We start from the raw sequence: 25,361 nt of genomic DNA on the forward strand, positions 1-25,361 counted from the left end.
GCCTTGCCCCAGACGATACCGCTGATACTCGCCTGCACCAGCTCCGACCGCACGCGGCCGATCATCGATGGACGCGTGGAGGTGCCGGGCGTCGCCCTCACCGTGCTGCCGGGGGAGCCGGAGGACATCTTTCGCCGCGCGCTGCGGGACCGCGCCTTCGACGTGACGGAACTCTCCATGGGGAGCCACATCGTCACCACCGCGCGGGGGGATGCGCCCTATATCGGCATCCCCGTCTTTCCCTCCCGCTCCTTCCGGCATGCCGCCATCTATGTGCGGACGGATCGCGGCATCCGAAGCGCGGCCGATCTTGCGGGGAAGCGGATCGGGCTGCCGGAATACCAGCAGACCGCGGCACTGTGGGTGCGGGGCATCCTGCGTGAATACTATGGCGTTGACACGCGGCGCATCGCCTGGCGCACGGGCGGCATGGAGGAAGCGGGGCTCGGCGAGCGCGTGGCGCTGAAGCTGCCGCCCGAACTGGATGTGCGGCCGATCGACGCCGGCGAAACCCTGAACGGCATGCTCGCGGCGGGCGAGATCGACGCCGTGGTGGGGCCACGCCCGCCTTCCTGCTTCCTGGCCCGCTCCGCGCCGGTGGACCGCCTCTACCCGGACTACCGCAGCGAGGAGGAGGCCTATTTCCGCGCCACGGGCTTCTTCCCGATCATGCACTGCCTCGCGCTGCGCAAGGAGCTGGCGGAGGCGCATCCCTGGCTGCCGCTGGAGCTCTTCCGCGCCTTTGCCAAGGCGCGGGCCATGGCGGTCGCGGACCTCTCCCTGGTGAACGTCCTCCGGGCCTCGCTCCCCTGGATCGCGGCGGAAGCCGAGGCGCAGACGCGGATCATGGGCGGCGACCCCTGGCCCTATGGCTTTCGCCGCAACCGGGACGAGCTGGCGGCGATGATCCGCTTCGCCCGGGCCGATGGCCTCGCGGCGCGGGAGATCGCGCCGGAGGAACTGTTCCACCCGAGTGTGCTGGACGCCGCGCCGTGACGCGCTCCAGCCCGGCCCGGGCCAAAGAACCCGCGACAGACGGGATGAACGGGAGTGAACGGACATGCAGAGCGGAATGGGGCGCCGCCGCCTGGCGCTGCTTGCGGCCGCCGGGCTGATCGCGCCGGGGCGGGGATGGGCGCAGCCGGCGGAGGCCTATCCGCCCCGCCCGGTGCGCATCGTGCTGCCGGTGGCGCCGGGCGGATCGACGGATACGATCGGGCGCGTGCTGGCGGATGAGCTGGTGAAGAAGGGACGGGGATCCTTCTTCGTCGAGAACCGCCCCGGGGCGGGCGGCAACTTGGCCTATCAGCTCGTGGCGCAATCGCCACCCGATGGGCTGAACCTGCTGGTGGCGGTGGATTCCCTCACCGTGAACCCCAGCCTCTTCCGCGATGCGGGCTATGACCCCGTGACCGCCTTCGCGCCGGTGGCGCTCATGGCGCGGATCCCTCACGTGCTGGTCACCCATCGCAACGGACCGGCCAAGAGCTTCGCCGAATTCATGGACATCGCGAAGCGCGAGCCGAACCGCCTCCAGGTCGCCATCTCCGGCTTCGGAAGCGGCGGGCATCTGTCCGGCGCGGTGATCCAGCATGAGACGGGCGCGCGCTGGTCCGTCATTCCTTATCGCGGCGGCTCCACGCCAATGAACGACCTGATGGCAGGCAATGTAGATGCGGCCTTCGTCACCCTGGGCGCGGTGATCGGGCTGATCCGCGGCGGGCAGGTGGTGCCGCTGGCGATCACGACCCCGCAGCGCTTCCCGCTGCTGCCCGATGTGCCCACCGTCGCCGAAGTGTCCCTGCCCGGATATGACGTGCCGAACTGGTACGGCCTCTTCGCGCCGGCCGGCACGCCCGCGCCCATCATCGCCCGGCTCAACGAATGGGCGAATGCCGCCCTGGCCGAGCCGCATGTACGCCAGACGCTGCTCGAGAACGGCTTCGAGATCGTCGGGGGGCCGCCGGAGCGGCTCGGCGCGCTGGTGCGCGAGAGCGTGCCGCGGTGGCGCAACCTCATCCGCGATGCCGGGCTGCGGCCCGAGTGACGCGGGAACCCACAGGAAAGGAAGCGGAATGGACACGCCCATGAGCGGCACGATCGAGGCGCAGGATTACTGGGCACAGAAGGGCGAGGTGCGCCTTTCCGTCTATCGGAAGCGAATGGCGGGGGCGGGGGAGCAGCCGGTCCTCTTCCTCGTGCACGGCTCCTCCTTCGGGGGAAAGAACGGCTTCGACCTCGATGTGCCGGGCAAGCCGGGCTATTCCTTCATGGATGCCTTCGCACGCCGTGGCTTCGATGTCTGGACCATGGATTTCGAAGGCTACGGGCGCTCCTCCCGCACCCAGTCCAACTCTAACCTCTCCATGGCGGCCGAGGATCTGCGGGCGGCGACCGACGTGGTGTTCGAGGTGACGGGCCGGCGTTCCGCCATGTTCTACGGTTCCTCCTCCGGCGCGTTGCGGGCGGCGCTGTTCGGGGAGGCCTATCCGGACCGGGTGGACCGCGTGATCCTCGACGCCTTCGTCTATACCGGGGAGGGCGCGCCGACGCTGATCAAGCGGCGGGAGCGGCTGGAGGAATGGCGTTCCTCTCCTCTGCGGAAGGCGGACCGGGCCTTCTTCCACTCCATCTTCAACCGCGACCTTCCCGGAACCTCGGAGGAGGGGATCGCGGATGCGCTGGCGGATGCCGAGCTGGCGCTGGGGGATACGCTGCCCACCGGCACCTATCTCGACATGTGCGCGAATCTGCCGGTGGTGACGCCGGAGAAGCTGCGCTGCCCCGTAATGATCGTGCGCGGCGAGCATGACGGGATCGCGACCGAGGAGGACCTGTTGAACTACTTCGCCCGGCTCGGCACCCATGACCGGCGCTTCGTCATGATCCCGGGCATGGCGCATGTCTCCTACCTCTCGAAGAACCGCGCCATCTTCTTCCAGGCCATGGAGGACTTCCTGCGGCCGCCGGCGCGGGGGCTATGAGCCCCCGCCTGGCGCCTCAGGCATAGCCCAGGGCGGCATCGCGGGCCCGGGCCTCGGCGGTGCGGGTGGCGGGATCGCCATAGCCGCCGCCGCCCGAGGTCTCGAGGCGCACGATGTCGCCGCGCTTCAGGCGCAGGTTGTTCACCTTCGAGCCCATCGCCTCCCGCTCGCCGTCCCGGATGATGAACAGGCGCCCCTCCCGGCCTGGCTCGCCGCCCTCCAGCCCGTAGGGGCGGTGCTTGAAGCGCTCGAGATTGGCCGTGAAGATCGCCTCCGGGCTGTCGATCCGCCATTCGCGGAAGAGGCCCAGGCCGCCCCGGTGGCGCCCCGCGCCGCCGGAGCCGGGGACGAGGCCGTACCCGACCACCGTCAACGGCATCTCGCTCTCGATCATCTCGGCCGGGATGTTCGAATTGTTGTGCATGCCGAAGGTGTAGGCGGAGAGGCCATCCCCATCCGCATAGGCGCCGCTGCCGCCCACCTCGATCTCCACGAGCACGCCACGCTCCCCATCCTCCCCGATGGTCTGGAAGGAGCAGACATAGGAAACGCCGTAATAGGCGGCCGGCACCCGGCCGGGGATGGCCTGGTGCAGCGCGCCCAGGATGGTGGTGGCGAGCCGGTGCGAGACCGCCACGCGGTTCGCCACCGGCGCCGGGTGCCGCGCGTTCACGATCAGCCCTTCCGGCGCGATCGTGCGAATGGGCCGGTAGCAGCCCGCATTGGCCGGGATCTCCGTATCTGCCACGGCCATCACGGCATAGGAGATGGCGGATTGCGAGGAGGCGAGGGTGGCGTTGATCGGCCCGACCGCCTGACGGCCGCAGCCGGAGAGGTCGATGATGATCTCCTCTCCCCGCACCTCCACCGCCGCATGGATGCGGATGGGATCCGGTGAGATTCCATCGTCGTCGAGGAAGTCCTCGAACTCGTAGCGGCCATCCGGGATGCGCGCGATCATGGCGCGCATCGCCCGCTCGCTGCCATCCAGCATCTGGGTGCAGGCCGAGACGAAGGCCTCGACCCCCGTGCGGGCGGCAAGCCGCTGGAGATTGGCCTCCCCCACCGCGAGGGAGGCGAGCTGCGCCTGGAGGTCGCCCCAGAGCATGTCCGGGCGCCGGACGTTCTGGCGCATCATGGCCAGGATGTCCTCGTTCAGCGCGCCCCGCCGCACGAGCTTCAGCGGCGGGATGCGAAGCCCTTCCTGGAACACCTCCGTCGCCGCCGCGGCATAGGAGCCCGCGGCCATGCCGCCCATGTCGAGATGGTGGCACAGGGTGCCGACGATGCCGACGCGCGCGCCATCCACGAAGACCGGGCGGAAGGCGAGGATGTCGGGGATGTGCTGGCCTCCGCAGTACGGATCGTTGGTGATGACGACGTCGCCATCCTCCCATTGCTCCACCGGAAGGTGGTCCCGCAGCACGGTGAGCAGGCCCGCGCCCATGGAGTTCAGGTGCTGCGGAATCCGCGCCGCCTGGGCGACGTTCTGGCCATCGCGGTCGAAGACGGCGGTGGAGTAGTCCAGCAGCTCGCGCACCACGGTGGAGCGGCTGGTGCGCCACACCGTGACATCCATCTCGGCCGCCGTGGCCGTGAGCGCGTTACGCAGGATTTCGAGCGCGACGGGGTCCATGCTCATGCGGCCTCCTGCATCATCCGTTGGGCGATCAGCGCGCCCGCCGGGCCGGGGGCGCAGCGCCAACCCTCGGCCAGGAAAATGGTGGTGTACTCCTCCTCGATCAGCGCGGGGCCGGCGATGGGGCTGGTGACCTGCTCGCGCTGATGCACCGGGATGCGGCGCCAGGCGCCGGAAAGCCAGATTTCGCGCGGCTCCGGCACGCGCTCCGCGCCCAGCCCGGCCGCGCGCTCCGCATGCACGGGCGGGAGAAGGCCGGTGACGCTCATCCGCAACGCGACGAGTTCCACCGGGGCACCGGGATTGGCGTAGGAGAAGCGCTGCGCGTGCAGCGCGTGGAAGCCCGCGAGCAGGGCATCCAGCTCCGGCAGGTCCGGCCAGGGCACCACCAGCTCGAAGGCCTGGCCGCGATAGCGGAGATCGGCGGCGACGGTGAAGCGGCGATCCTCCTCCGGCACGCCATCCGCCGCGAGCAGGGCCTCGCCCTGGGCTCGCAGGGCCGCCGCCGTCTCCTCGATCCAGGGCATTGCTGCGCTGTCCAGGGGCATGACGCGTGAGCGGGCGAGGTCATGCACGATATCGGAGTGCAGGATGCCGAATGCGGAGAAGGTGCTGGCATCCGAGGGGAAGACGACCTCGGTGATGCCCAACTCCTCCGCCACGGGCACGGCATGCAGGCCACCCGCGCCACCGAAGGAGAGCAGGGAGAAGTCGCGGGGGTCGAGCCCCTTCTCGAAGAGGCTCAGGCGCGCCGCGGCGGCCAGGTTGGTGTCGGTGACGGCCAGCATCCCCTCAGCCGCCTGCTCCATGCCCAGGCCGAGCGGGGCGCCGATGCGGGTCGCGATCGCGCCGGACGCGCCGGTGCGATCCAGGGCCATGGCGCCGCCGAGGAAGAAGCGCGGGTCCAGGCGGCCCAGCGCCACATTCGCATCGGTCACGGCCGGCTCCATGCCGCCACGCCCGTAGCAGACCGGGCCGGGGCGGGACCCAGCGCTGCGCGGGCCGACGCGGAGGCGCCCCGCCTCGTCCACCGCCGCGAGGGAACCGCCGCCGGAGCCGATGGTGCGGATCTCTACCATGGGCAGGCGGACGGGCAGGTGGTCGATCTCGCCCTGCGTCATCTGCGTCACGGCGCCATCGCGCACCACACAGACATCGTAGCTCGTGCCGCCCATGTCGACGCCGAGGAGGTTAGGCCGGCCCAGCGTTTCCGCCATGCGCAGCGTCGCCAGGGCGCCACCGCTGGGGCCGGAAAGGAGCAGGCGGGCCGGCTGGCGCTTCGCCACCTCCGCGCTGCAGACGCCGCCATTCGACTGCACGAGAAGCAGCCGGGCCTTCAGCCCGGCTTCCGCCATGCGCCCGGACAGCCGGTCCAGGTAATGGCCGACCACCGGCATCAGCAGCGCGTTCAGCACCGTGGTGGAGGAGCGCTCATACTCGCGGATCTCCGGGCTGATCTCGGAGGAGAGGGAGACCGGCAGACCCGGCCGCAAGGCGCGCAGGCGTTCCGCCACCCGCTGCTCATGTGCCGGGTTCACATGGGCGTGGAGCAGGCAGACCGCGACCGCTTCGGCCCCCAGCGCATCGAGGCGGGGCAGGAGCGCGTCCACTGCGCCCTCCGCGAGCGGGATTTCCACCCCGCCATCCGCCCGCATGCGCTCCGGCAGGCCCAGGCGCCGGTCGCGCGGGATCAGCGGTGGCTCCTGGTGCGGGCGCAGGCCGTACACGTCACGGCGGCCATGGCGGCCGATCTCCAGCACGTCCTCGAAGCCCGCCGTGGTGAGCAGCACCCCGCGGGCGAGCTTGCGTTCCAGCACGGCATTGGTGGCGATGGTCGTGCCATGGAGGAGAAGGCGGATATCGCCGAGCGTGAAGCCGAAACGCTGCGCGGCCTGGGTGATACCGGTCAGCAGGCCGATGGAGGGGTCCTCCGGCGTGGTGGGCGTCTTCAGACTGCGCAGGGCGCCGTTGCGCTCGTCAAGGATCTGCAGATCGGTGAAGGTGCCACCGATGTCGATGCCGATCCGGATGAAGGGTTCCATGCGGTTGGGAACTCCGGCGTGTGATGGGGCGCATCCCCGATCGGGGATGCGCGGAGAGAGGAGGGGCGGGAGGGGGCGCGTTCAGCTCATGAAGGAGAGCGGCCAGAGGGCGATGGCGGGCCAGATGAGGAGCAACCCGACGGCGATGAGATAGGCGAGGAGGAAGGGCATCACCCCCGCGAAGACATCGGTGATGGGACCGCCGCGCGGGCGCATGCCCTGCAGCACATACATCACCGTGCCGTCGGGCGGGCTGATCTGCGCGATCTCCACCAGCATGGTCACCACCACGCCGAACCAGATCGGGTCGTAGCCGAGTGCGACGACGATCGGGAACACCACCGGCACGGTCGTGATGATCATGGAGAAGCCCTCCATGAAGGTGCCGAGGGCGAAATACATGGCGATGATCGCCAGCATGATCGCCCAGGGCGGGACCGGCAGGTGGGAGATGGTCTCGGCCAGCGCCTGCGGCACGTTGATGAGGGTGAGGATGTAGTTCAGCAGGTAGGCGCCGAGGATGATGAGGCCGAGCAGCGCGGTGTTGCGCGCCGTGGCCTCCGCCGAGGCGTTGAGCATGTGGAAGCTCAGCTTGCCCTCGATCGCGGCGAAGAAGATGGCGCCGGCCACCCCGAGCGCGGCGGCCTCGGTCGGCGTGGCGTAGCCGCCATAGATCGAGCCGAGCACCATGACGATCAGCGCGAGTGTGGGGACGAGCCCGGCCAGGGAGCGCAGCCTCACCGAAAGAGGCAGGGGCGGCGGGCGATCCAGCGGGTTCCGCAGCCCGTGCACGGTGATGACCCCGGCGAAGAGCAGGGTGACCAGCACGCTCGGAAGCAGGGCCGCGATGTAGAGGGCGCCGACCGAGGTTTCGGTGATCAGCCCATAGACGATGAAGGTGATGCCGGGCGGGATGAGGTTGCCCATGGCGCCGCCGGCGGCGAGGGAGCCGAGCACCATGCGCTGGCTGTACTTCGTGTCGCTGAAATAGGGCAGGGCCACGGAGCCCATGGTGGCCGCGGTGGCGACGGAGGAGCCTGAGATGGCGGAGAAGAGGGCGCAGGAGGCGATGTTGGTGTGCAGCAGCCCGCCCGGCAGCCGGTTCAGCCATACGTTGAGGGATTTGTAGAGCCGGTCCGACAGGCCGGCCCGCAACAGGATCTCGCCCATCAGGAGGAAGAGGGGCACGGCGATCAGGACGAAGTTGCTGGACGGGCCCCAGAAGGTCTGGCCCGCGAACAGCCAGAAGGGGCGGTCCGAGAAGAGCAGCCCGGTCAGCAGGGCAAGGATGCCCAGCACCGCCGCGACATGCACACCCGCGCCGAAGAAGACGACGAAGACCGCGATGAGGCCAAGGATTTCGGCGATGGGAAGGGACTGCCCGGTACCCGCCGCGGCGAAGACCAGCAGCCCGAGCAGTCCGAGGAGGAAGACGATGGCGATCATGCCCGCGCCTCCTCCCGGGCCATGGCCACGGCCTCCAGGGCCTCCTGCGTCTCGTCCTCGATGGAGCGCGCGCCGAGAAGCCTGTCCACCTCCCCGGCCCGGCCGAATGCCATGGCGAGGGCCGACTCCAGGAGCAGCACGAAGGCCATGACGAGGAAGGCCAGGAGGCCGAAGGCCCAGAGGCCCTGCGGGATGTCCAGCGGAATGCGCAGCGCGCTGTTGTCGTGCGCGTCGAACAGCATCGATTCCTCCAGGACCTGCCAGCCTGCCCAGGCCACGAAGCTGGCAAAGCCCGCGAGCAGCGCGAGGGAGAAGAGGTGCAACCAGGCGCGCAGGCGCAGCGGCAGGCGGTTCACCAGCACGTCCACGCGGATATGGGCGCGCCGGGCGAGGGTATGGGCCAGGGACCAGGCGATGCCGCAGGCCAGCATGTAGCTGCTCACCTCCACGGTCGCTGTGCTGGACACGCCGAAGAAGCTGCGGCCCACGACATCGAAAGTGATCAGGGCGGCGCAGGCGATGTAGTTCCAGCCGGCAAGATAGGCCATGAGCGCCGCGGCCCGGCTGACGGCATGGGTGAGGCCCCGCGCCGCACGAAGCGGCGCGGGGGTGGAGCCGCTCAACGGCGATACTCCACGCCGCTGATCGGGGCGACGAACTGGTTGTAGGTCTCGCCGCAGCGCGCGCCGCAGCGCTGCACCCAGTTTGGCAGCACGACGTTGCGGAAGGTGTTCTGCACCAGGGCGCGGTCCGCCTCCGTCGCGCGCACCTCCGTCATGGGGCGCGGGGCGAGGGGATGCAGCTTGCACTCGGCGGCCATCCCCGTGTTGCAGGCGATGCCGTCCCGCGTGGCGGCGGCGCCGAGTTCCCACAGCTTGTCGTTCATCTCGCGGAAGGTAGCTTCCATGAAGCTCCGGACCGCGGGGTCCAGCCGGTTCCACCAGGCCAGGTTCACCATGTAGCCCGCAAGCGACCAGGAGAGCGGCAGGTCCGAGATATGGGTCGAGACCTCCGGCCAGCGGGCCGAGGCGCCGCTGCCCGTGCCGGTCACGGCGCAATCGGCCACGCCGCGCTCCAGCGCAGAATAGACCTCGGGGAAGCCGATGCTGACGGGCTGGGCGCCGATGGTGCTGATCAGGTCGTTCAGCGAGTTACCGAAGGTGCGCACCTTCCGCCCGCGCAGGTCCGCCAGCGTGGTGAAGGGCTGGCGGCAGAACAGCACCTGGGCGGGGAAGGGGTAGATCAGCATGATTCGTGCCCCGAAGCGCTCGAGGTCGCGGTTGGCGGCCGGCAGGATGGCATCGGCGATCTGCTTCGCCTTCTCGATGTCCACGCTGAGGCCGGCGAGGTCCACCCCGTCCAGGATCGGCACGTCGCCCGAGAGGGTGGAAAGGGTGCCCGCCCCGATATCCACCTGGCCGGCGCGGACGAGGCGGACGATCTCCGCCCCGCCCAGGTTCCGCTCGGCATGCGAGGAAAGCTGCATGGTGACGCGGTTGCCGGACCGCTGCGCCAGGCCCTCGCGCAGATAGGGCACGTCCACCCGCGTGAACTGGGGCATGGTCGGGAGCGGCTGGGTGACGGCCGACATGCGGATGGCCGGCCCCGCCGGCAGGTCGGGCAGCTGTGCGAGGGCAGGCGTGGCCAGGGCCGCCAGGCCGATGGCCAGGGCACGGGTGACAATGCGGATCATGCGTCTCGGTCCTCCTTGAAGCGTCGAGGGCCGTGCGGTCTGGCGATGCCGGGCCGTCCTCTTGCGGGCGGTCCCTCTGACGGTCGGCGCAGTCGAGCGCGTCTCGCCATAAGGATCAAATCAGGATTCCGAACCGGTTTCCATCATCCCGGCTTATCGGTGCCTGCATGGGATCGCGCCACTTCGACGGCGATCTGGGCAAGCATGGAGACGAGTGTGTCGTCCGGCGCCATGCGGTGGCTGGCCGTGAAACGGATGGGCGGCAGGGTCATTTCCGCTTTGATCAGCCGCAGCTCGCCGCGCGCCAGCTCCGGCCGCATGACATCCGCCGGAAGCACGCTGATGCCGATCCCATCCACCGCCATGCGGATGATGGTGGCGATGGAGGAGCTGACATGGATCCGCGGCACGATCACGCCCTGGTCGCGGAAGGCCTGCTGCAACTGCTGGTAGATGACGGTGCTGCGGGGATAGGTGACCAGCGCATGCCGCGCGAGCGCTTCCGCCGTGACTCGCCCCTCCGGCAGGCGCAGTGCGGGGCTGGCGCCGAAGGCATGCGGGAAGACGGGCAGCGGGTGGTCCACGAAGCCCGGCTCGCCGACTGGGCCCATGAGAAAGGCGAGGTCCAGCTCCTGGCGGAGCAGCCCCGTCCTCATGCGCGGCGTCACATCCACCTCGATGTCGAAGGTGACGGCGGGGTGGGCGCGGCTGACCCGCTCGATGAAGGCCGGCAGCCAAGTCTGCACAATGGTCTCGGCCACGCCCAGCCGAACGAGGCCGCTGACGGTGGCCGGCGCGGCGACGGCCTGGATCATTTCGGTGCGCAGGCGCAGCAGGCGCTCGGCATGTTCCAGCAGGAGCCGCCCCTTGGGGGTGAGGACGGTGGAGCGGCCCGAGCGTTCCAGCAGCCGGCCGCCGAACTCCTCTTCCAGCGCCGCGATGCGCTGCGAGACGGCGGGCTGGGTGGTGTAGAGCCGCTCGGCCGCCCGGCCGAAGCTGCGGAGGCTTGCCACCCAGTAGAACACCTCCAGGCTCCGGAACTCGACCATGCAGCCCCCTCCGGCGAGCCCGCCCCGCCGCCGGAGCGGCAGTCTGCCCCGCCGCCGAGGCGGCAGTCTGCCCCGCGCCGGGCGCGGGCGCGATGTGGGGTGGGCAGGGGGTGGACCCGCCCGCCCCGGCAATTGCAGATTGCCCACCTTGGGTTGCATGGGTAGGTTTCGCCCTTGTGCGGTGCCGCATGCCCAGTGGAGAAGCGAGCTATGGTTCAGGTCCTGGACTGCACCCTCCGTGACGGTGGGTACTATACTTCCTGGGACTTCGATCCCCGGCTGGTCGATACATACCTCGACAGCGTGTCCCGTCTGCCGATCGACCATGTCGAAGTGGGTTATGTGAACGACCGGCTGTCCGGATATTACGGCGAGTACTTCTTCCTGACTGCGGACAAGCTCCAGGCCCTGCGCGACCGCTTGCGGCCGGAGCAGAAGCTTCTGGTCATGATCGACGCCAAGGCGGTGGAGCCGGAGCGGGTGCCCGCGCTGTTCGGGCCGCTGGTTGGCATCATTGACATGGTGCGGATCGCCTGCTCGCCCGCGCAGCTGCCGCATGGCCTGGCCCTGGCCCGGGAGCTGAAGAAGCTCGGCCTGCAGGTCGGCTTCAATGTGATGTACCTGTCCACCTTCAAGGACAATCTCGACCATATCCGCCTCGCGATCGACAGCCAGGACGCCTATGACGCGCTCTCGCTGGTCGATTCCTACGGCGGCGTGACGCCGAGCGACGTTTCCCGTCTGTTCCGCGAGCTGCGTGAGCGGATGCCGGGCTTCGCCATCGGCTTCCACGGCCATGACAACATGTGCCTCGCCTTCGCCAATACCCTGGCCGCCATCGAGGCGGGCGCGGACATCGTGGACGGCACCTTCACCGGCATGGGCCGCGGTGCCGGCAATGCGAAGACCGAGACCATCCTGATCCAGCTCGCGCGCGAGGGGCTGAACGTGCCGCTCGACCACCAGGCGCTCTCCGCCGTGGTGGCGCCCTTCGAGGTGATGCAGCGGGAGCAGGGCTGGGGCACGAACCTGCCCTACATGATCTCCGGGGCGAACAACCTCCCCCAGAAGGACGTCATGGATTGGCTGGCGAAGAACCGCTACTCCGTGCTGTCCATCGTGCAGGCCCTGCAGCGCCAGGGTGGCCACGACGTCGACAACGCGGTCTATCCGGACGTCTCGACCCTCGGCATGAAGTCCGAGGACGTGCTCCTGATCGGCGGCGGTCCCTCGGTGAATCGCCACTGCAAGGCCATCGCGCGCCTCGTCGCGCAGCATGACCCGGTGGTAATCTTCTCCTCCTCACGGCATCTTGATATCGCTGGTCAGATCGGCGGGCGTCAGCTCCTCTGCCTGCCGGGCCACGATGCGTTCCGTGCGCCGGCCGAGGCGATGGCGGGCGTCACCGCCGCGGTGGTTCCCGCCCCGCCGCGCGTGCCGGGCTGCGTGCCGGAGGGGCTGAAGGCCAAGGTCGTGCAGGCCAAGTCCTTCGAGACCGACGAGGGGCATCTCGGCCCGGTGTCCGACAACAGCCCTCTGGCCCTCGCTCTGGGCGCCGCCCTCGGCCTCGGTGCGCAGCGCTGCTTCCTGGTGGGCTTCGACGGTTATGACATGGCCACCTCGGCGGAGCAGGAGCTGTCCCGCGAGGTTCAGGCCGTGCTCGACTCCTTCGCGGCTCATCCGGGCGGCGCGGAGCTCTCGAGCCTGACGCCCACGCGCTACCGCGTGAAGCAGGGGTCGATCCACGGCCTGATCGCGGAAGTCGCCTGACGCCTGTTGCGCACAGGGCTTCCCCCTATGGCCAAGCCGAAGCTGGGCGCCGTCGTCTTCGATTGCGACGGCGTCCTTCTCGTCTCGAACACGCTGAAGGTCGCTGTGTTCCGCGAGGCGCTGGCGGAAAAGGGGTTCCACCCCGACGACATCGCCCGCTTCTCGCGCTACCAGGTCGCCAATTTCGGCACCTCGCGCTACCGCCTTTTCGAGCATTTCCTCAGCTGGTCGGATCTGAAGATCCGGCCTGACGCGGATCGTGACGCGCTGGTGGAGGCCTATGCCCGCCTCCTGCGCAGCCGCTACACGCGCTGTGCCAGCACGCCCGGCATGCGGGAGGTGCTGGATGGGCTGATCGCTCGCGGCGTCCCGCTCTTCGTCGTCTCGGGCTCGGACGGAACCGAGCTGCGCGAGGTCTTCGCCGAGCGCGGGCTGGCCGGGCGCTTCCGTGCCATCCATGGCTCCCCCGCGACCAAGACGGAGAACCTGAAGCTGGTGGCCGAGGAGCTGGGCAGCGCTCTTCCGCTGGAGGATGTCTGGTTCATCGGCGACGCGGAAGCGGACTTCAAGGCGGCCCAGGCGGTCGGCGCGCGCTTCGTCTATGCCGACCATTTCTCCACCGCCAAGCCGCGGATGCGGGCCCTGGCCGCCGAGCACGGCTTTCCCACCATCCGCGACCTGCGCGGCCTGCCCGCGCTGCTCGACGCCTGAGTCATCGGAACCCCATGCCCGTCACCGCCTTCCTTCCATGCCGCGCCGGCAGCCAGCGCGTGCCGCATAAGAACACGCGCCCCTTCGCGGACCGCGAGGACGGGCTGCTGGGCATCAAGCTGGAGCAGCTCCTCGCCTGCCCGGCGATCGATCTGGTCCTCCTCTCCACCAACGATCCGGAGGTGGAGGCTATCGCGGCGCCCCATATCGCGAGTTCCGAGGGCCGCCTCCGGCTGGATCGCCGCCCGGACCACCTCTGCTCCTCCAGCACCTCCACCGACGAGGTGATCGCCTACCTGCCCAGCGTCATCCCCGAGGGCGACGTGGTCTGGACGCATGTGACCAGCCCCTTCTTCGGCGCGGCGGACTATGCGGCGGCGATCGCCACCTACCAGGCCGCGCGCGCCGCCGGCACGCATGACAGCCTGATGGGCGTGACGGAGCTGCGGACCTTCATCTGGGATGCCAAGGGGGCGGTGAATTACGATCGCGCCACGGAGAAATGGCCCCGCACGCAGACGCTGACGCCGCTCTATGAGGTGAACAGCGCGATCTTCATCGCCAATGCTGAAAGCTACCGCAGCCTCGGGGACCGCATCGGCGAGACGCCGCTGCTCTACGCCATCCCCAAGGACAAGACGGTCGACGTGGACTGGGAGGAGGATTTCATCATCGCCGCCGAGCTCTGGCGGCTCCGGGGCCTGAAGGGGTAACAGAATGGCCTATATCTTCGTCTGCACGCCGACCTCCGGGACGGCCTCGATGCTGCGTATCATCCAGGCCATCGCCGGGCCCGAACTGCGAATGAAGGCGGCGAACGGCCCGGCCTCCCTGCAGAAGGGCGAGGGCGTCACCTTCCTCGACGCGAAGGCGAACAACGTCCTTTACTGGTTCCGTGGCCCGCGGCACTGGGACGCCACGCTGAATGTCTCCGACTTCCGCATGATCGCGCATTTCCGGGACCCGCGGGACCTGGCCTGCAACCAGTACTGGTGGGCCCTGCAGCACCCCAACACCCATGACACGCCGGAGGTGGCGGAGCAGAAGCGCCGCAAGACCGAGGAGATGGGGATCGACCATTACGTGCTCGGCCGCAACAACACCGCGAGCTACGGGATGCTCGGCGGGCTGTCCGACGGCCCGCAAGGCGATGCGGTGACCTGGACCTCCTACAACCAGCTCTGCTGCGCCTTCGACTATATGGTCGACAACCTCTGCCGCACCTTCAACCGCGCCCCCTCCGCCGTGGCGGAGGCCCTGCGGGCGGAGCGGCCCGAGAACCTCTTCGCCAATCCGGAATGGGTGAAGGTGGGCGGCACCTGGAAGGGGGCCGATGTCACGCCGGGCCGCTTCCGACGCGACCTGAAGCCGGAGACGGTGGAGGCGATCACCAAGCGGCATGAGGCGGAGCTGGCCTTCTGCCGATACCGGGATGCTCCCTTCCTCTCCCATCACTACACCTGACCGCTCTCCGAAAGGTCAGCGCGCTTTACACTTCTTGACTGGCTCCGCCGGGGCCGGATCACTAGCTAGGTGCCGGACCCCAGGCGAGGAGGCCGGCCCATGGCTGCCAATGCTGCCGCGGCGCTGACCGCAGTCCAGAGATTCGGACTGGGCGCGGGCCCGGGCGACCTAAATGCTGCCGCCCGCGATCCCCGCGGCTGGGTGGCGTCGGCCATCGGCGTGGCCGGGCAGCCGCCCGAGCCGTCCGAGGCGCCGCGCGCGGAGGACGGGCTGCGCCTCTTCCTGACCCGTCGCGAGGTCCTCCGCACGGCCAGGCCCGCGGCCGGGGCGGCCCCGATGGCGAATGGCATGGCCGCCGATCCGCCCGCCAAGCCCAGTTTCGTCGGCCCTGGTGAGGTGCTGGGAAAGGCTCTCACGGCACGGCTCGAGACAGCGATTCGCACGCCCGCACCTCTTGAGGAGCGGCTGGCGGCCTTCTGGATGGATCACTTCACCGCGAGCGCGAGCGCCGGTTTTACCGGCTATTTCCTCGATGCCTACGAGAGGGAGGCAATCCGCCCCCATCTCTTCGGGCGCTTCGCGGAGATGGCCCGGGCGGCGGTGCTGCACCCGGCCATGCTCTTCTATCTCGACAACCGTAACTCCACGGGCCCGGGTTCGCGCATGGGCCAGAGCTCGCGTGGCCGGCGTGGGCTGAACGAGAACCTCGCGCGGGAGGCGCTGGAGCTGCACACGCTCGGCGTCGATGGCGGCTACACGCAGGACGATGTCATCGCCTTCGCGAAGGTGCTGACTGGGTGGAGCGTCGATGTCGCCCCGGATGCGACCGGCGACCGCCTCGGTTTTTTCGCGGGGAGGCATGAACCCGGTCCCAAGACCGTTCTCGGCCGCACCTATCCGCAGGACGGGCCGGACCAGGCCGTCGCCGTGCTGAACGACTTGGCGCGGCATCCCGCCACGGCGCGTCACGTCGCGCGGCGCATGGTACGCCACTTCGTCGGTCACGGCCTGCCGGGGCTGGAGGCGCGGATCGCGGAGGTGTTCCGCCGCAGCGAGGGGGATCTCGGCGCGGTCACCCGCGCCCTCATCGCGGATGACGAGGCCTGGGGGCCGCCGCGCAAGGTCCGCTCGCCGGTCGAGCTTCTCATGGCCACTGCGCGGCTAATGGGCGGGCTCCAGCAGCCTCCGCCCGCACGGCGCGTGCTGATCGCCATGGGGCAGCCCTTCTGGGCGCCGCCCTCCCCGAAAGGCTGGCCGATCGAGGACGATGCCTGGGCCGCGCCGGACGCCATCAAGACACGGCTGGACTGGGCTTCCGAGCTGGCCGCCCGCGCGGCACCGCACACCGATGCGCGCGCCTTGCTCGACACCGCCTTCGGCTCCGCCGCCAGCGCGGAGACGCGGCGCGCGGTGGAGCGCGCGGCGGATGGGCGGCAGGCGCTCACCCTCCTTGTCCTCTCCCCGGAGTTCCAGAGGCGATGACCCATCCCGTGATGCGCCGCGCCGTTCTCGGCGGCCTCGGCGCGCTCTTCGCCTGGCCCTACGCCCCGCGCCTCGCGCGTGCATCGGGGCGTGACCCGCGGCTGCTGGTGGTGATCCTGCGGGGCGGGCTCGACGGCATCTCCATGCTGCAGCCCGTGGGCGACCCGGCCTTCGCCGCGCTGCGCGGTGCTGATGCCGGCCAGTCCGTGCAACTCGACAGCCTCTTCGCCCTCCACGCGAACATGCCGAAGCTGCTGGCCATGTTCCGTGAGGAGGAGGCGCTGGCGCTGCATGCCACCCACACGCCCTATCGCGGCCGTTCGCATTTCGACGGCCAGGACGTGCTGGAAAGCGGCCTGCCGCGCGTCACCACGGGCGAGCGCACGGGCTGGCTCAACCGCGCGCTGACCGCTCTCCCGCGCGGGGAGCGCGTCGCCCCGCCGAAGGGGCTGGCCGTCTCGCCGGTGGTGCCGGTCATCATGCAGGGCCCCGCGCCCGTGGAGACCTGGCAGCTCCAGCGCTTCCGCTACGCGGATGAAGACCTCGTGGCGCGGCTGCTCGACCTTTACGAGGCGCGCGACCCGAAGCTGGCGGAGGCGCTGCGGAGCGGCGCGATGCTCGACAACGTGATGCAGGCGACGCCGCCCGGGCAGCCCGGCCAGCGCGTGCCGGGCCGGCCGGATTTCGTGACCGAGGCGGCAGCTGCCGCGCGGATCATGGCGCAGCCGGACGGGCCGCGCGTGGCCGCGCTGGGGCTGAATGGCTGGGATACCCATGCGGCGCAGGGCACGGCGCGCGGCGCGCTATCGAACCGGCTCGGCGCGCTGGACGATGCGCTGGGCGCGCTGCGCAGCGGGCTGGGGCCGGTCTGGGCCGATACGGTGGTCGTGGTGGTCACCGAATTCGGCCGCACGGCGCGGCTCAACGGCACGGGCGGCACGGATCACGGCATGGCCACCGCGGCGCTGCTGCTGGGCGGCCGGTTGAAGGGCGGGCGGGTGATTGCCGATTGGCCGGGCCTCGCCCCGCATGAGCTGAACGAGGGCCGGGACCTCCGCCCCACCACCGACCTGCGGGCCGTGATGGCCGGGGTGATGGTGGAGCACCTCCGTTTCCCCGTGCGCGCGGTGGCGGACGTGTTCCCCGACACCACGCCCGTGCGCCCCTATGCCGGGCTGATCCGGAGCTAGGGCGGGGCCGGTCGGGCGGTCAGACCCGCTCCGGCACCTCGGTGTAGAGCCGCCTCAACGCGTCGAGGAAGGGCGGTTCCCCCTTCTTCCGCGTGCCGGCGACGGGATCGGTTCCCAGGATGGTGTCGCTCGCCGCCCGGGAGAGGTCGCGCACAAAGGCCACGCGCGGGTCGCGCAGCCGGGCCACCGCCTCGGCATCGCCGCCAGCGCGCAGGATGGCGGCGGTGAGCACGCCATCCTCGATCGCCTGGGTGGCGCCCTGGCCGAGTGTCGGGACCATCGCCTGGGCTGCGTCGCCGAGGAACAGGGCACGGCCCCCGGCCGCATGGCGCAGTATCGGCGCCTGCTGGGTGCGCGCCCAGTGGATGTCGTCGAAGTGCCGCTCGATGCGTTCGAGCATCCAGGTCACGGCGGGGCTGGGCTGGCCCGAGGAAGGGGTGAAGAGCGCGCGCTGATAGACCGGGCGGCGTGCGTAATCCGGGATGCTCGTATCGCCGAAGATGCGGAAGGTGCCGGCGACATAGACGGCGTTTCCCGGCACGCGGAAGGCCAGCAACCGGTTCGCTCCCTCGAACCACTGGCCGTAGTCGTCGAAGGGGCAGTCATCCGCTTCGCTGACGAGCAGGCGGTAGATGCAGAGGCCGAGCTGCTCCGGCACCGGCTCCCCGGCGGCGAGCGCGCGCAGCCGACTGTACCGGCCATCGCCGCCCACCAGAAGGTCGAAGCCGCCCTCCCGGGCGAGGCTGCCATCCGGCCGGCGGAAGACGGGCACGAGGCGGCCCGCGGTATCCTCCTCCAACGCCTCCAGCGCGTGCCCATGCCGCGTGGCGCCGGCGACGGGTGCGCGCAGCACGCGGTAGAGCTCGGACCAGCGGATGCGGACCCCCGGCTCCTCCGCGACCTCGAGCATGTCCAGGTCCAGCAGCGGCGTGCCATCCGCCAGCTCGACCGTCCAGCGGTTCCAGGGCAATGAGACCGCGCGCAGCGCCGCGTGGCGCGCGGGGTTGTGCAGGCGCAGCGCCTTCAGCGCGTTGGGGCCAAGATTGAGGCCGGTGCCCGCCTCGGCATGCTCCCCTTCGGCCACGCGTTCGAAGACGGTGACCTCCTGGCCTGGCGCGCCCAGAAGCCCTTCGGCCAGGAGCGAGCCGGCGACGCCGCTGCCGATGATCCCGATACGCATCACGCCTCCTCCGCAATCACGGCGACGAGCCCGCCGCCCGGTGGTCCCTGATGGGCCGCGCCACCCGAGACGAAAATCCGCCCATCCCCCGCGACCGAGGCGATGACGGCGCCCAGCGCCCCGCGCAGATGGCGCTGCGCGTCGATATCGATGTCGCCCAGCATGGTGTGGCGCTGGCCGCGGATCCGGTGGCGGCGGTCCGGCTCGCCCTTGGCCAGCACGGCACGGATGCGGGGGCGCTGCGCGGGCGGCACGTCCGGCTTCGCCTCCAGCCCGGCCGCGCGGAAGGCGGCCTGGATCGCCGCGAGGTCCAGCGCATCGGCCATGGGCCGCACGGCGATACGCAACCCGCCGCACCAGCCCGCCGCCCGGCCGAAGACCACCACCTCGTCCCGCGTCACCTCCACCCCTGCGGAGGCGCTGACGCGTGGGGAGAAAAGGTCGAGCGCCGTCAGCAGGGCGTCTTCGCGGGCTGCCACCGCGGGCACGTCCCCCAGGGCGAGGGCCGCGCCCATGGCGCCGCCCGCGACGGATCGCAGCAGCAGCCCCGGGCCGCCCGCCGGCGATTTCACCTGCACGAGGGCGACATCGCCCGGCCCGGCGATCCCTGCATCGGCCATCGCCGCGCGCACCGCCGCCGCCACGCGCATGATCTGCGCATCGTTCCCTACATCCTCCGGCGCCACGGGCGGACCGAAGGCCGTGCCCATCGCCAGCCCTTCCGGCCCGTCCTCCGCAGGATCCACGGCGAAGACCATGTAATGCGGGGAGAGCACGCCCTCCGTTCCGCCCGAGAGCACGCAGGGGATGCGCCCGGCCAGGTCTTCCGGCGCCTCATCCGTGGCATCCGCAAGAAGATGCAGCAGCGATTGCGTGAAGTAGCCGCGTGTGAAGTCGTTGAGCCCGCCATTGCCCTCCGTCTTGCCGATGACGGCGCGGATCTGCCGGGCCGGCAGGGTGCCGTCGCCGATCAGCGCGGCCAGGGCCGAGACATCGCCCGGATGCGCCATGGAGAGGCGGTGGATCGACAGTCGCGGCACGGCGGGTCTCCAGGCGGGGCGTTCAGGCGGCTTCGGGCCAGCGATCCGCCCAGGGATGCGCGGCCTCGTATTCGGCGGCGACGGCGAGCAGCGCGGCATCCGCCCCCGGGGCGCCGACGAGCTGGAAGCCCACGGGCAGACCCGCCACGGGATCGCAGGGCAGGGCAATGCCGGGAAGGCCGGCTAGATTGGCGAAGTTAGTGAACACGGCATGGCCGCGCGACCCGGCGGGGCGGTCGTCGATCATCGGCGGGTGGGACTCGTGCGCGGGCCAGGGGAGGGCGGCGGCGGCGGGGGTGAGCAGGGCATCGCAGCCCGCCGCCAGGAAACACGTCATCCCGCGCCGGAACGCCGCCATGGCGTCGAGGGCCGCCATGAGCTGGCCGGCGGAAAGCGCGCGCCCCGCTTCGGCCATGGCGAGGAGGGCCGGGGAGGCGGGCGCCGGGTTTCCGGGCAGGCTGCCCAGCAGCCAGGCGAGCCCCGCCGCGCCGATGGTGCCGAACAGCGGCAGAACCGCCTCCGGCTCGAAGGGTGGCGGGCCCTCCTCCACCGCATGGCCCAGCGCCGCCAGCCGCCGCGCGGCCCCGGCGACGGAAGCGGCGATGCCGGGATCCACCGGATGCTCCCCGAAGCGCGGCACGTAGCGGATGCGGAGCCGGGGGGGCGCTTCCGGCAGGGCGAAAGTGGTGAAGCCACGCGACGCCGGGTCCTCCAGCGGCGCGGGTTCGGCGATGGCGGCCAGCAGCGCCGCTGCATCGGCGGTGGTGCGGGCGATCGGGCCGATCACCTCGAGGTCCAGCAAGATGGCGGGCAAGCCATAGGCGCGCGGCACGCGGCCCGGCGTGGGCTTGAGGCCTACGAGCCCCGTATGGGAGGCCGGGCGGCGGATCGAGCCGCCGCCATCGGTGCCCAGGGCGAGCGGCCCCAGCCCGGCGGCCACGGCGGCCACCGCCCCGCCGCTCGAACCGCCGGGTGTCAGCCGGGGGTCCCAGGGATTGCGCGTGGGGCCGAACAGCGCGTTGTCCGTGTGGCCCTCCAGCGTGAACTCCGGGACGTTGGTCTTGCCCAGGATGACGGCGCCGCCCGCCCGCAGCCGCACCACCGGCAACTCGTCCCGCGCCGGCACATGGTCGCGGAAGGCGGCGCTGCCCCAGCAGCAGCGCAACCCGGCCACGGCGATGTTGTCCTTCACCGTCAGCGGCACACCGTCCAGCGGCCCGGCCGGGCGGCCCTCCGCCCAGCGGGCCTCGCTGCGCCGCGCCGCCTCCATCGCGCCGGGATCGGGTGTGACGATCGCGTTGATCCGGGGGGTCACGCGGTCGATCCGGGCCAGCACGTCCCGCAGGACCTCGACGGGCGAGAGGGCACGGCTGGCATAGAGGTGCCGCAGCGCGGTGGCGGAAAGGGTCGAGGGCAGGATGGCTCCGGTTCCCGGCTCAGGCGTTGGGCAGGATGCCATGCAAATGCCGGGCGAGGGATGGCGCGCGCCGATCGTTGCGGCTTCCGGCACCCTTCTTGCTGCCGCCCGACCGGCCGCCCGGGCCTCGGACCCGGCGCGGAGGGGAAAGCCTCATGCATCCAGATCTGTCTCGCCGCCATCTGCTGGCCGCTGGCGTCGCCCTCGGTGCGGCGGGGCTGGCGGCGCCGCATCTCGCCCGCGCGCAGACCATGCCGAAGCTGCGCTTCGCCCTCGACTGGGCGAAGCAGGGGCCGAATGCCTATGTGACCATGGGGCGAGAGAAGGGGTTCTTCCGCGATGTCGGGATCGACGCCACCGTCGACCGCGGCTTCGGCTCCGGCCGGGTGCCGGTGGATATCGCGGCCGGCGCGTATGAGATGGGCCAGGCTGATATCAACCCGGTCATTAAGTTCATGGCCGAGAACCCGAATTCCGGCCTCGTCATCACCGGCATCTGGGGCGACCGCTCCCTGCTCTGCGCCGTCACCCGCGCCGATGGCGGCGTCCGCGGCCCGAAGGACCTGGAGGGCAAGACCCTGGCCGCGCCCGAGTCCGATGCCGGCCGCCAGCTCTTCCCCGCCTTCGCCCGGGCCGCGGGGGTGGATGCGGCGAAGGTGAACTGGATGAGCGTGAGCCCCGAGCTGCGCGAGCCCATGCTGGTGCAGAAGCGCGCCGATGGCGTGACGGGCGCCATCACCTCCGTCGGCATGTCGCTGAAGGCGCTGGGCCTCGACTTCCCGCAGCAGCGGATCATGTATTACCGCGACCACGGGCTGGACCTGCTGGGCACCGCCTATCTCACCACCCGGCGCTTCCTGGAGAGCAACCCGGAGGTGGTGCGCAACGCCCAGCGCGCGCTGTTCCGCTCCCTCATCTATGCCAACAAGAACCGCGACGAGAGCATCGCCATGCTCAAGCGCGCGGAGCCGCTGACGGATGTGGCCATCGAGACCGAGCGCCAGGCGATCAGCATGGAGCAGCAGGTCATCTCCGACCACGTGATGCGGAACGGACTCTCCAACCCCGACCGCGCGCGCTTCCAGAAGGCGATCGAGGCGGTGGAGGGGGCCTATGGCATGGCGCCTAAGCTGAAGGTGGACGACATCTACACCGATGCCTTCCTGCCGCCGGTCGAGGAGCGGCGGCTCTAGGAACGGTGCGGGCCGGCGGGCATCCTGTGCGATGCGTCGCCGGCCGCATCGCCGGCGCGGGCGGAAGGAGAAGCCATCATGACCCGCCGTGTCCGCCTCGGGTTGCTCACCCCCTCCTCCAACACGGTGCTGGAGCCGGTGACGACGGCGATGATCGCCGGGCTGCCGGAGGTCTCGGCGCATTTCGGGCGCTTCCGGGTGACGGAGATCGCCCTTTCCGGCAGTGCCCTCGCGCAGTTCGACGATGCGCCCATCCTCGCCGCCGCCGAGCTTCTCTCCCACGCCAAGGTCGATGTGATCGCCTGGAACGGCACCTCCTCGGGCTGGCTCGGCTTCGAGGCGGATGAACGGCTCTGCCGGCAGATCACGGAAGCCACGGGCATCCCCGCCACCACCTCCATGCTGGCGCTGAACGAGCTCCTGGCCCTCATGGGCGTGAAGCGGCTCGGCTATGTGACGCCCTACACGGACGACGTGCAGGCACGGATCGTCGCGAATTACGCGGCTCTCGGCCATGGCTGCGCCGGGGAGCGGCATCTCGGGCTGCGGGACAACTTCTCCTTCGCCGAGGTGGAGGAGGAGACGCTGCGCGCCATGGCCCGGGCCGTGGCGGCCGAGGGGCCGGAGGCCCTGGCCGTGATCTGCACCAACCTCCGCGCTGCTCCTCTGGCGGAAGGGCTGGAAGCCGAGCTGGGCCTTCCCGTGCTGGACACGATCGCGACCGCCGTCTGGGGTAGCCTACGCCTCGCCGGCGTGGATCCCCGCCGCGTGACGGGATGGGGCCGGCTGTTCCGGCAAGGCTGAAAACCTGGACGCAGCGCCGCCGAAATTCTGTCTTGGCGAACGCAACGACCGGCATTATGTTGCGCTGCACAATAAGCCGCCGTTCAACCGGCGGAACTCACCCCCCGAGGGTGGGCAAGAACAGCCGGCCACGGCGCTGCCTCAAGGATGAGACCCATGCAGCGTCGCCAACTCATGCGCCTGTCAGGCGCCGGGGTGCTCTGCGCCCCCTTCCTCCTCCGCGGGGCGCGGGCGGCAACGCCCGAGCCTGTGGACGTGGAACTCATCCTCGCCGTCGATGTGAGCCGATCCATCGATGCCGAGGAGCACGAGACCCAGATGCGCGGCTATGCCGCCGCCTTCCGGGACCCGGACGTGCTCCGCTCCATCATGGGCGGCGAGATCGGCTCCATCGGCTGCTGCCTCTTCACCTGGTCGGATTCCGACAGCCAGGAGGACCTCGTCCCCTGGATGCGGATCAGCGACGGGGCCTCGGCCGAGCGCTTCGCGGCCGCCATCGATGCCGCCCCCCGCCGGACCTGGAGCTACACCTCCATCTCCGGCGCCATGGAGCACGCGCTGCGGCTGTACCAGCGCAGCGGCTTCGAGGGGACGCGGCGCGTGCTCGACATCTCCGGCGACGGCATGAACAACTCCGGCCGGCGGCTGGAGGGGGTGCGCGCCCATATGCTGGACCAGGGCATCATCATGAACGGCCTGGCCGTGCTGGACCGTGCCCCCGGCCCGGGCAACGGCGCCGCCGCGCTGGAGGACTACTACCGGGACGAGGTGATCGGCGGCCCCGGCTCCTTCTTGGTCGTGGCGGAGGGCTTTGAGGCCTTCGACCGTGCCGTGCGCCGGAAAATCGCGCGCGAGGTGGCGGGAGTGGAGAGCGCCACGCGCTTCGCCGGGCTGCCCCGGGTGGACCGCGTCGCGGCCTGAACCGGATTCAAGGCTTCCGCCGGCGTAGATCTTGCGTTAGCCACGCGCATGGCCCGCCTGACCGTTGTATCCACCCGTGACTACCGCCAGCACGTCCTCGAGATCGAGGAGCGCGGGAACGGGACCTGTTCCGTGGTGGTGCATCCGCCCGCGCGGCTCGGCCGGTCGCGGCTGGTGGAGCCCACGGGGGAATCGACGCTGCTGATCGACCTGGTGAACCAGGCGAAGGCCGAGATCGACGCGGTGATGGGCCCGAAGCCGCCCCCGCGCCGCCCGCCGATGCGCCGCCACTACGGCTGAGAGGAACCGGCCGGGGAGGGAGCCTCCCCGGCCTTTTTCGTTCAAACGGGGTCCGGCGCCGGCCGCCCGGCCAGAACGGCGGCGACATTGTCGAGCGCCTTGTATCCCATCGCATCCCGCGTCTCCACGGTCGCGCTGGCGACATGGGGGGTGAGGAATACGTTCGGCAGCTCGGCCAGCCGCGTGTCGAAATCCGGCTCCTTCCGGAAGACGTCGAGCCCCGCGGCGAAGAGCTGGCCGGATTTCAGCGCCTCGATCAGCGCATCCTCATCCACCAGCGAGCCGCGCGCGGTGTTCACGAACACCGCCCCGCGCGGCAGCAGGCCGAAGGTCTCGCGCGTCATCAGCGTGCCGGCCTCGCCACCCGGGAGGTGCAGGGACAGGATCTGGCAGCGCGGCAGCATGGCGTGCAGGTCGGCGACATATTCCGCGCCCTGCTCCAGCTCGGCGGAAAGGCGCCGGCGGTTGTGGTAGAGGATGGTCATGCCGAAGCCGCGCGCCCGCTGCGCCATGGCCTGGCCGATGCGCCCCATGCCGACGATGCCGAGGGTCTTGCCGCTTGGTCGCACCCCCAGATTGTCCGGCATGCCGAAGCCCTTGCGCCAGCCGGCGCGCATGATGGCCTCGTATTCATGGCCGCGCCGGCACGCGTTCAGCAGCAGCATGAAGGCCAGGTCGGCCGTGCAATCGGTCAGCACATCCGGCGTGTTGGTGACGATCACCCCCGCCGCCTTGCAGGCCGCGGCATCCATGTGGTCGTAGCCCACGCTGGTATTGGCGATCACCTTCAGGCTCGGCGGCAGCTTCGCCGCATGGGCGGCGGTGATGCGCACCTTCGGCCCGGTGACGAGGGCCGCGAGGCCCTTCTCGGCCACCACGGCCAGGGCCTCGTCGGCATCCATGTCATGATCGGCCAGGATGGCGCCGAACTCCCGCTGCGCGCGTGCGGCCACCGCCTCCGGCACGCGCCGGGCGATCAGCACGCCGCTCAACCCTGTTCTCTCTGTGCCGGCTGCGCTCACGTCGTCACCTCGTT

General features: G+C 70.6%; 23 protein-coding genes. 13 read left to right on the forward strand and 10 right to left on the reverse strand.

Going from position 1 to position 25,361, the window contains the following annotated elements; genetic code table 11:
* Window positions 1-3: 3 nt before the first annotated feature.
* From BUB97_RS00275 to BUB97_RS00285, 3 genes are all read left to right on the forward strand, one after another.
* Entirely contained in the window at window positions 4-996 is a 993-nt protein-coding gene (locus BUB97_RS00275) for a substrate-binding domain-containing protein (RefSeq protein WP_086061756.1), read from the forward strand.
* 64 nt (window positions 997-1,060) lie between these two features.
* Window positions 1,061-2,047: a Bug family tripartite tricarboxylate transporter substrate binding protein gene (locus BUB97_RS00280; RefSeq protein WP_086061757.1), complete on the forward strand. Its 987-nt coding sequence runs from the start codon at window positions 1,061-1,063 to the stop codon at window positions 2,045-2,047.
* 28 nt (window positions 2,048-2,075) lie between these two features.
* Entirely contained in the window at window positions 2,076-2,984 is a 909-nt protein-coding gene (locus BUB97_RS00285; protein WP_217659535.1) for an alpha/beta hydrolase, read from the forward strand.
* Between the two features lie 16 nt (window positions 2,985-3,000).
* Here BUB97_RS00285 and BUB97_RS00290 read toward each other — a convergent pair whose 3' ends face one another.
* From BUB97_RS00290 to BUB97_RS00315, 6 genes are all read right to left on the reverse strand, one after another.
* Window positions 3,001-4,626, reverse strand: coding sequence for a hydantoinase B/oxoprolinase family protein (locus BUB97_RS00290; protein ID WP_073130041.1), 1,626 nt, complete (start codon window positions 4,624-4,626; stop codon window positions 3,001-3,003).
* Window positions 4,623-6,665, reverse strand: coding sequence for a hydantoinase/oxoprolinase family protein (locus BUB97_RS00295; RefSeq protein WP_073130044.1), 2,043 nt, complete (start codon window positions 6,663-6,665; stop codon window positions 4,623-4,625). Before BUB97_RS00295 ends, BUB97_RS00290 begins: the two co-directional genes overlap by 4 nt.
* An 81-nt stretch (window positions 6,666-6,746) precedes the next feature.
* Window positions 6,747-8,111, reverse strand: coding sequence for a TRAP transporter large permease (locus BUB97_RS00300; protein ID WP_086061759.1), 1,365 nt, complete (start codon window positions 8,109-8,111; stop codon window positions 6,747-6,749).
* On the reverse strand, window positions 8,108-8,734 hold the full coding sequence (locus BUB97_RS00305; RefSeq protein ID WP_073130047.1) for a TRAP transporter small permease subunit: 627 nt from the start codon (window positions 8,732-8,734) through the stop codon (window positions 8,108-8,110). The genes BUB97_RS00300 and BUB97_RS00305 overlap by 4 nt, the downstream gene beginning before the upstream one ends.
* The gene (locus BUB97_RS00310; protein ID WP_073130049.1) at window positions 8,731-9,804 is read right to left on the reverse strand and encodes a TRAP transporter substrate-binding protein; all 1,074 of its coding nucleotides are present in this window, start codon (window positions 9,802-9,804) and stop codon (window positions 8,731-8,733) included. Before BUB97_RS00310 ends, BUB97_RS00305 begins: the two co-directional genes overlap by 4 nt.
* Before the next feature lie 143 nt (window positions 9,805-9,947).
* Window positions 9,948-10,853, reverse strand: a complete 906-nt coding sequence (locus BUB97_RS00315; RefSeq protein ID WP_073130051.1) for a LysR family transcriptional regulator — start codon at window positions 10,851-10,853, stop codon at window positions 9,948-9,950.
* 210 nt (window positions 10,854-11,063) lie between these two features.
* Here BUB97_RS00315 and BUB97_RS00320 point away from each other — a divergent pair, with 210 nt between their 5' ends.
* The 6 genes from BUB97_RS00320 to BUB97_RS00345 all read left to right on the forward strand — a co-directional run bounded on the left by BUB97_RS00320 (window position 11,064) and on the right by BUB97_RS00345 (window position 17,470).
* Window positions 11,064-12,623 (forward strand): aldolase catalytic domain-containing protein, encoded by a 1,560-nt coding sequence (locus tag BUB97_RS00320; RefSeq protein ID WP_073130054.1) that lies wholly within the window; start codon window positions 11,064-11,066, stop codon window positions 12,621-12,623.
* Between the two features lie 27 nt (window positions 12,624-12,650).
* A complete protein-coding gene (locus tag BUB97_RS00325) occupies window positions 12,651-13,334 on the forward strand; it encodes an HAD family hydrolase (RefSeq protein WP_073130056.1) in 684 nt (227 codons plus the stop codon).
* A gap of 14 nt (window positions 13,335-13,348) precedes the next feature.
* The gene (locus BUB97_RS00330) at window positions 13,349-14,047 is read left to right on the forward strand and encodes an acylneuraminate cytidylyltransferase family protein (protein ID WP_073130059.1); all 699 of its coding nucleotides are present in this window, start codon (window positions 13,349-13,351) and stop codon (window positions 14,045-14,047) included.
* 4 nt (window positions 14,048-14,051) lie between these two features.
* Window positions 14,052-14,798 carry a hypothetical protein gene (locus BUB97_RS00335; RefSeq protein WP_073130062.1) on the forward strand — a complete coding sequence of 249 codons (747 nt, stop codon included), beginning with the start codon at window positions 14,052-14,054 and terminating at the stop codon, window positions 14,796-14,798.
* Window positions 14,799-14,897: 99 nt separating this feature from the next.
* Window positions 14,898-16,280, forward strand: coding sequence for a DUF1800 domain-containing protein (locus BUB97_RS00340; RefSeq protein ID WP_073130064.1), 1,383 nt, complete (start codon window positions 14,898-14,900; stop codon window positions 16,278-16,280).
* Window positions 16,277-17,470 (forward strand): DUF1501 domain-containing protein, encoded by a 1,194-nt coding sequence (locus tag BUB97_RS00345; RefSeq protein WP_073130067.1) that lies wholly within the window; start codon window positions 16,277-16,279, stop codon window positions 17,468-17,470. The genes BUB97_RS00340 and BUB97_RS00345 overlap by 4 nt, the downstream gene beginning before the upstream one ends.
* A gap of 19 nt (window positions 17,471-17,489) precedes the next feature.
* Here the strand turns inward: BUB97_RS00345 and BUB97_RS00350 are convergent, their stop codons facing one another.
* Genes BUB97_RS00350 through BUB97_RS00360 form a run of 3 tightly spaced genes read right to left on the reverse strand, consistent with a single transcriptional unit; the run spans window position 17,490 to window position 21,200 of the window.
* The gene (locus BUB97_RS00350) at window positions 17,490-18,650 is read right to left on the reverse strand and encodes a flavin-dependent monooxygenase (RefSeq protein WP_073130070.1); all 1,161 of its coding nucleotides are present in this window, start codon (window positions 18,648-18,650) and stop codon (window positions 17,490-17,492) included.
* Window positions 18,650-19,690, reverse strand: coding sequence for a ring-opening amidohydrolase (locus tag BUB97_RS00355; RefSeq protein WP_217659536.1), 1,041 nt, complete (start codon window positions 19,688-19,690; stop codon window positions 18,650-18,652). The genes BUB97_RS00350 and BUB97_RS00355 overlap by 1 nt, the downstream gene beginning before the upstream one ends.
* Before the next feature lie 22 nt (window positions 19,691-19,712).
* Window positions 19,713-21,200 carry an amidase gene (locus BUB97_RS00360; RefSeq protein ID WP_217659537.1) on the reverse strand — a complete coding sequence of 496 codons (1,488 nt, stop codon included), beginning with the start codon at window positions 21,198-21,200 and terminating at the stop codon, window positions 19,713-19,715.
* A 62-nt stretch (window positions 21,201-21,262) separates the two neighbouring features.
* Between BUB97_RS00360 and BUB97_RS00365 the strand changes: the two genes are divergently transcribed.
* From BUB97_RS00365 to BUB97_RS00380, 4 genes are all read left to right on the forward strand, one after another.
* Window positions 21,263-22,300, forward strand: a complete 1,038-nt coding sequence (locus BUB97_RS00365) for an ABC transporter substrate-binding protein (RefSeq protein WP_073130073.1) — start codon at window positions 21,263-21,265, stop codon at window positions 22,298-22,300.
* Window positions 22,301-22,378: 78 nt separating this feature from the next.
* On the forward strand, window positions 22,379-23,104 hold the full coding sequence (locus BUB97_RS00370) for a maleate cis-trans isomerase family protein (protein WP_073130076.1): 726 nt from the start codon (window positions 22,379-22,381) through the stop codon (window positions 23,102-23,104).
* A gap of 156 nt (window positions 23,105-23,260) precedes the next feature.
* Window positions 23,261-24,025: a DUF1194 domain-containing protein gene (locus BUB97_RS00375; RefSeq protein ID WP_086061762.1), complete on the forward strand. Its 765-nt coding sequence runs from the start codon at window positions 23,261-23,263 to the stop codon at window positions 24,023-24,025.
* A 48-nt stretch (window positions 24,026-24,073) separates the two neighbouring features.
* Window positions 24,074-24,325 (forward strand): hypothetical protein, encoded by a 252-nt coding sequence (locus BUB97_RS00380; protein WP_073130081.1) that lies wholly within the window; start codon window positions 24,074-24,076, stop codon window positions 24,323-24,325.
* A gap of 41 nt (window positions 24,326-24,366) precedes the next feature.
* Here the strand turns inward: BUB97_RS00380 and BUB97_RS00385 are convergent, their stop codons facing one another.
* A complete protein-coding gene (locus BUB97_RS00385) occupies window positions 24,367-25,317 on the reverse strand; it encodes a 2-hydroxyacid dehydrogenase (protein WP_086061763.1) in 951 nt (316 codons plus the stop codon).
* Window positions 25,318-25,361: the final 44 nt, after the last annotated feature.

The sequence above is a fragment of the Muricoccus roseus genome, from assembly GCF_900141905.1.
Classification (GTDB): Bacteria; Pseudomonadota; Alphaproteobacteria; order Acetobacterales; family Acetobacteraceae; genus Roseomonas; species Roseomonas rosea.

Coding starts and splice junctions, on each gene's coding strand:
- BUB97_RS00280 (WP_086061757.1), top strand. CDS start 1,061: ATGCAGAGCGGAATGGGGCGCCGCCGCCTGGCGCTGCTTGCGGCCGCC.
- BUB97_RS00285 (WP_217659535.1), top strand. CDS start 2,076: ATGGACACGCCCATGAGCGGCACGATCGAGGCGCAGGATTACTGGGCA.
- BUB97_RS00290 (WP_073130041.1), bottom strand. CDS start 4,626: ATGAGCATGGACCCCGTCGCGCTCGAAATCCTGCGTAACGCGCTCACG.
- BUB97_RS00295 (WP_073130044.1), bottom strand. CDS start 6,665: ATGGAACCCTTCATCCGGATCGGCATCGACATCGGTGGCACCTTCACC.
- BUB97_RS00300 (WP_086061759.1), bottom strand. CDS start 8,111: ATGATCGCCATCGTCTTCCTCCTCGGACTGCTCGGGCTGCTGGTCTTC.
- BUB97_RS00310 (WP_073130049.1), bottom strand. CDS start 9,804: ATGATCCGCATTGTCACCCGTGCCCTGGCCATCGGCCTGGCGGCCCTG.
- BUB97_RS00315 (WP_073130051.1), bottom strand. CDS start 10,853: ATGGTCGAGTTCCGGAGCCTGGAGGTGTTCTACTGGGTGGCAAGCCTC.
- BUB97_RS00320 (WP_073130054.1), top strand. CDS start 11,064: ATGGTTCAGGTCCTGGACTGCACCCTCCGTGACGGTGGGTACTATACT.
- BUB97_RS00325 (WP_073130056.1), top strand. CDS start 12,651: ATGGCCAAGCCGAAGCTGGGCGCCGTCGTCTTCGATTGCGACGGCGTC.
- BUB97_RS00330 (WP_073130059.1), top strand. CDS start 13,349: ATGCCCGTCACCGCCTTCCTTCCATGCCGCGCCGGCAGCCAGCGCGTG.
- BUB97_RS00335 (WP_073130062.1), top strand. CDS start 14,052: ATGGCCTATATCTTCGTCTGCACGCCGACCTCCGGGACGGCCTCGATG.
- BUB97_RS00340 (WP_073130064.1), top strand. CDS start 14,898: ATGGCTGCCAATGCTGCCGCGGCGCTGACCGCAGTCCAGAGATTCGGA.
- BUB97_RS00345 (WP_073130067.1), top strand. CDS start 16,277: ATGACCCATCCCGTGATGCGCCGCGCCGTTCTCGGCGGCCTCGGCGCG.
- BUB97_RS00350 (WP_073130070.1), bottom strand. CDS start 18,650: ATGCGTATCGGGATCATCGGCAGCGGCGTCGCCGGCTCGCTCCTGGCC.
- BUB97_RS00365 (WP_073130073.1), top strand. CDS start 21,263: ATGCATCCAGATCTGTCTCGCCGCCATCTGCTGGCCGCTGGCGTCGCC.
- BUB97_RS00370 (WP_073130076.1), top strand. CDS start 22,379: ATGACCCGCCGTGTCCGCCTCGGGTTGCTCACCCCCTCCTCCAACACG.
- BUB97_RS00375 (WP_086061762.1), top strand. CDS start 23,261: ATGCAGCGTCGCCAACTCATGCGCCTGTCAGGCGCCGGGGTGCTCTGC.
- BUB97_RS00380 (WP_073130081.1), top strand. CDS start 24,074: ATGGCCCGCCTGACCGTTGTATCCACCCGTGACTACCGCCAGCACGTC.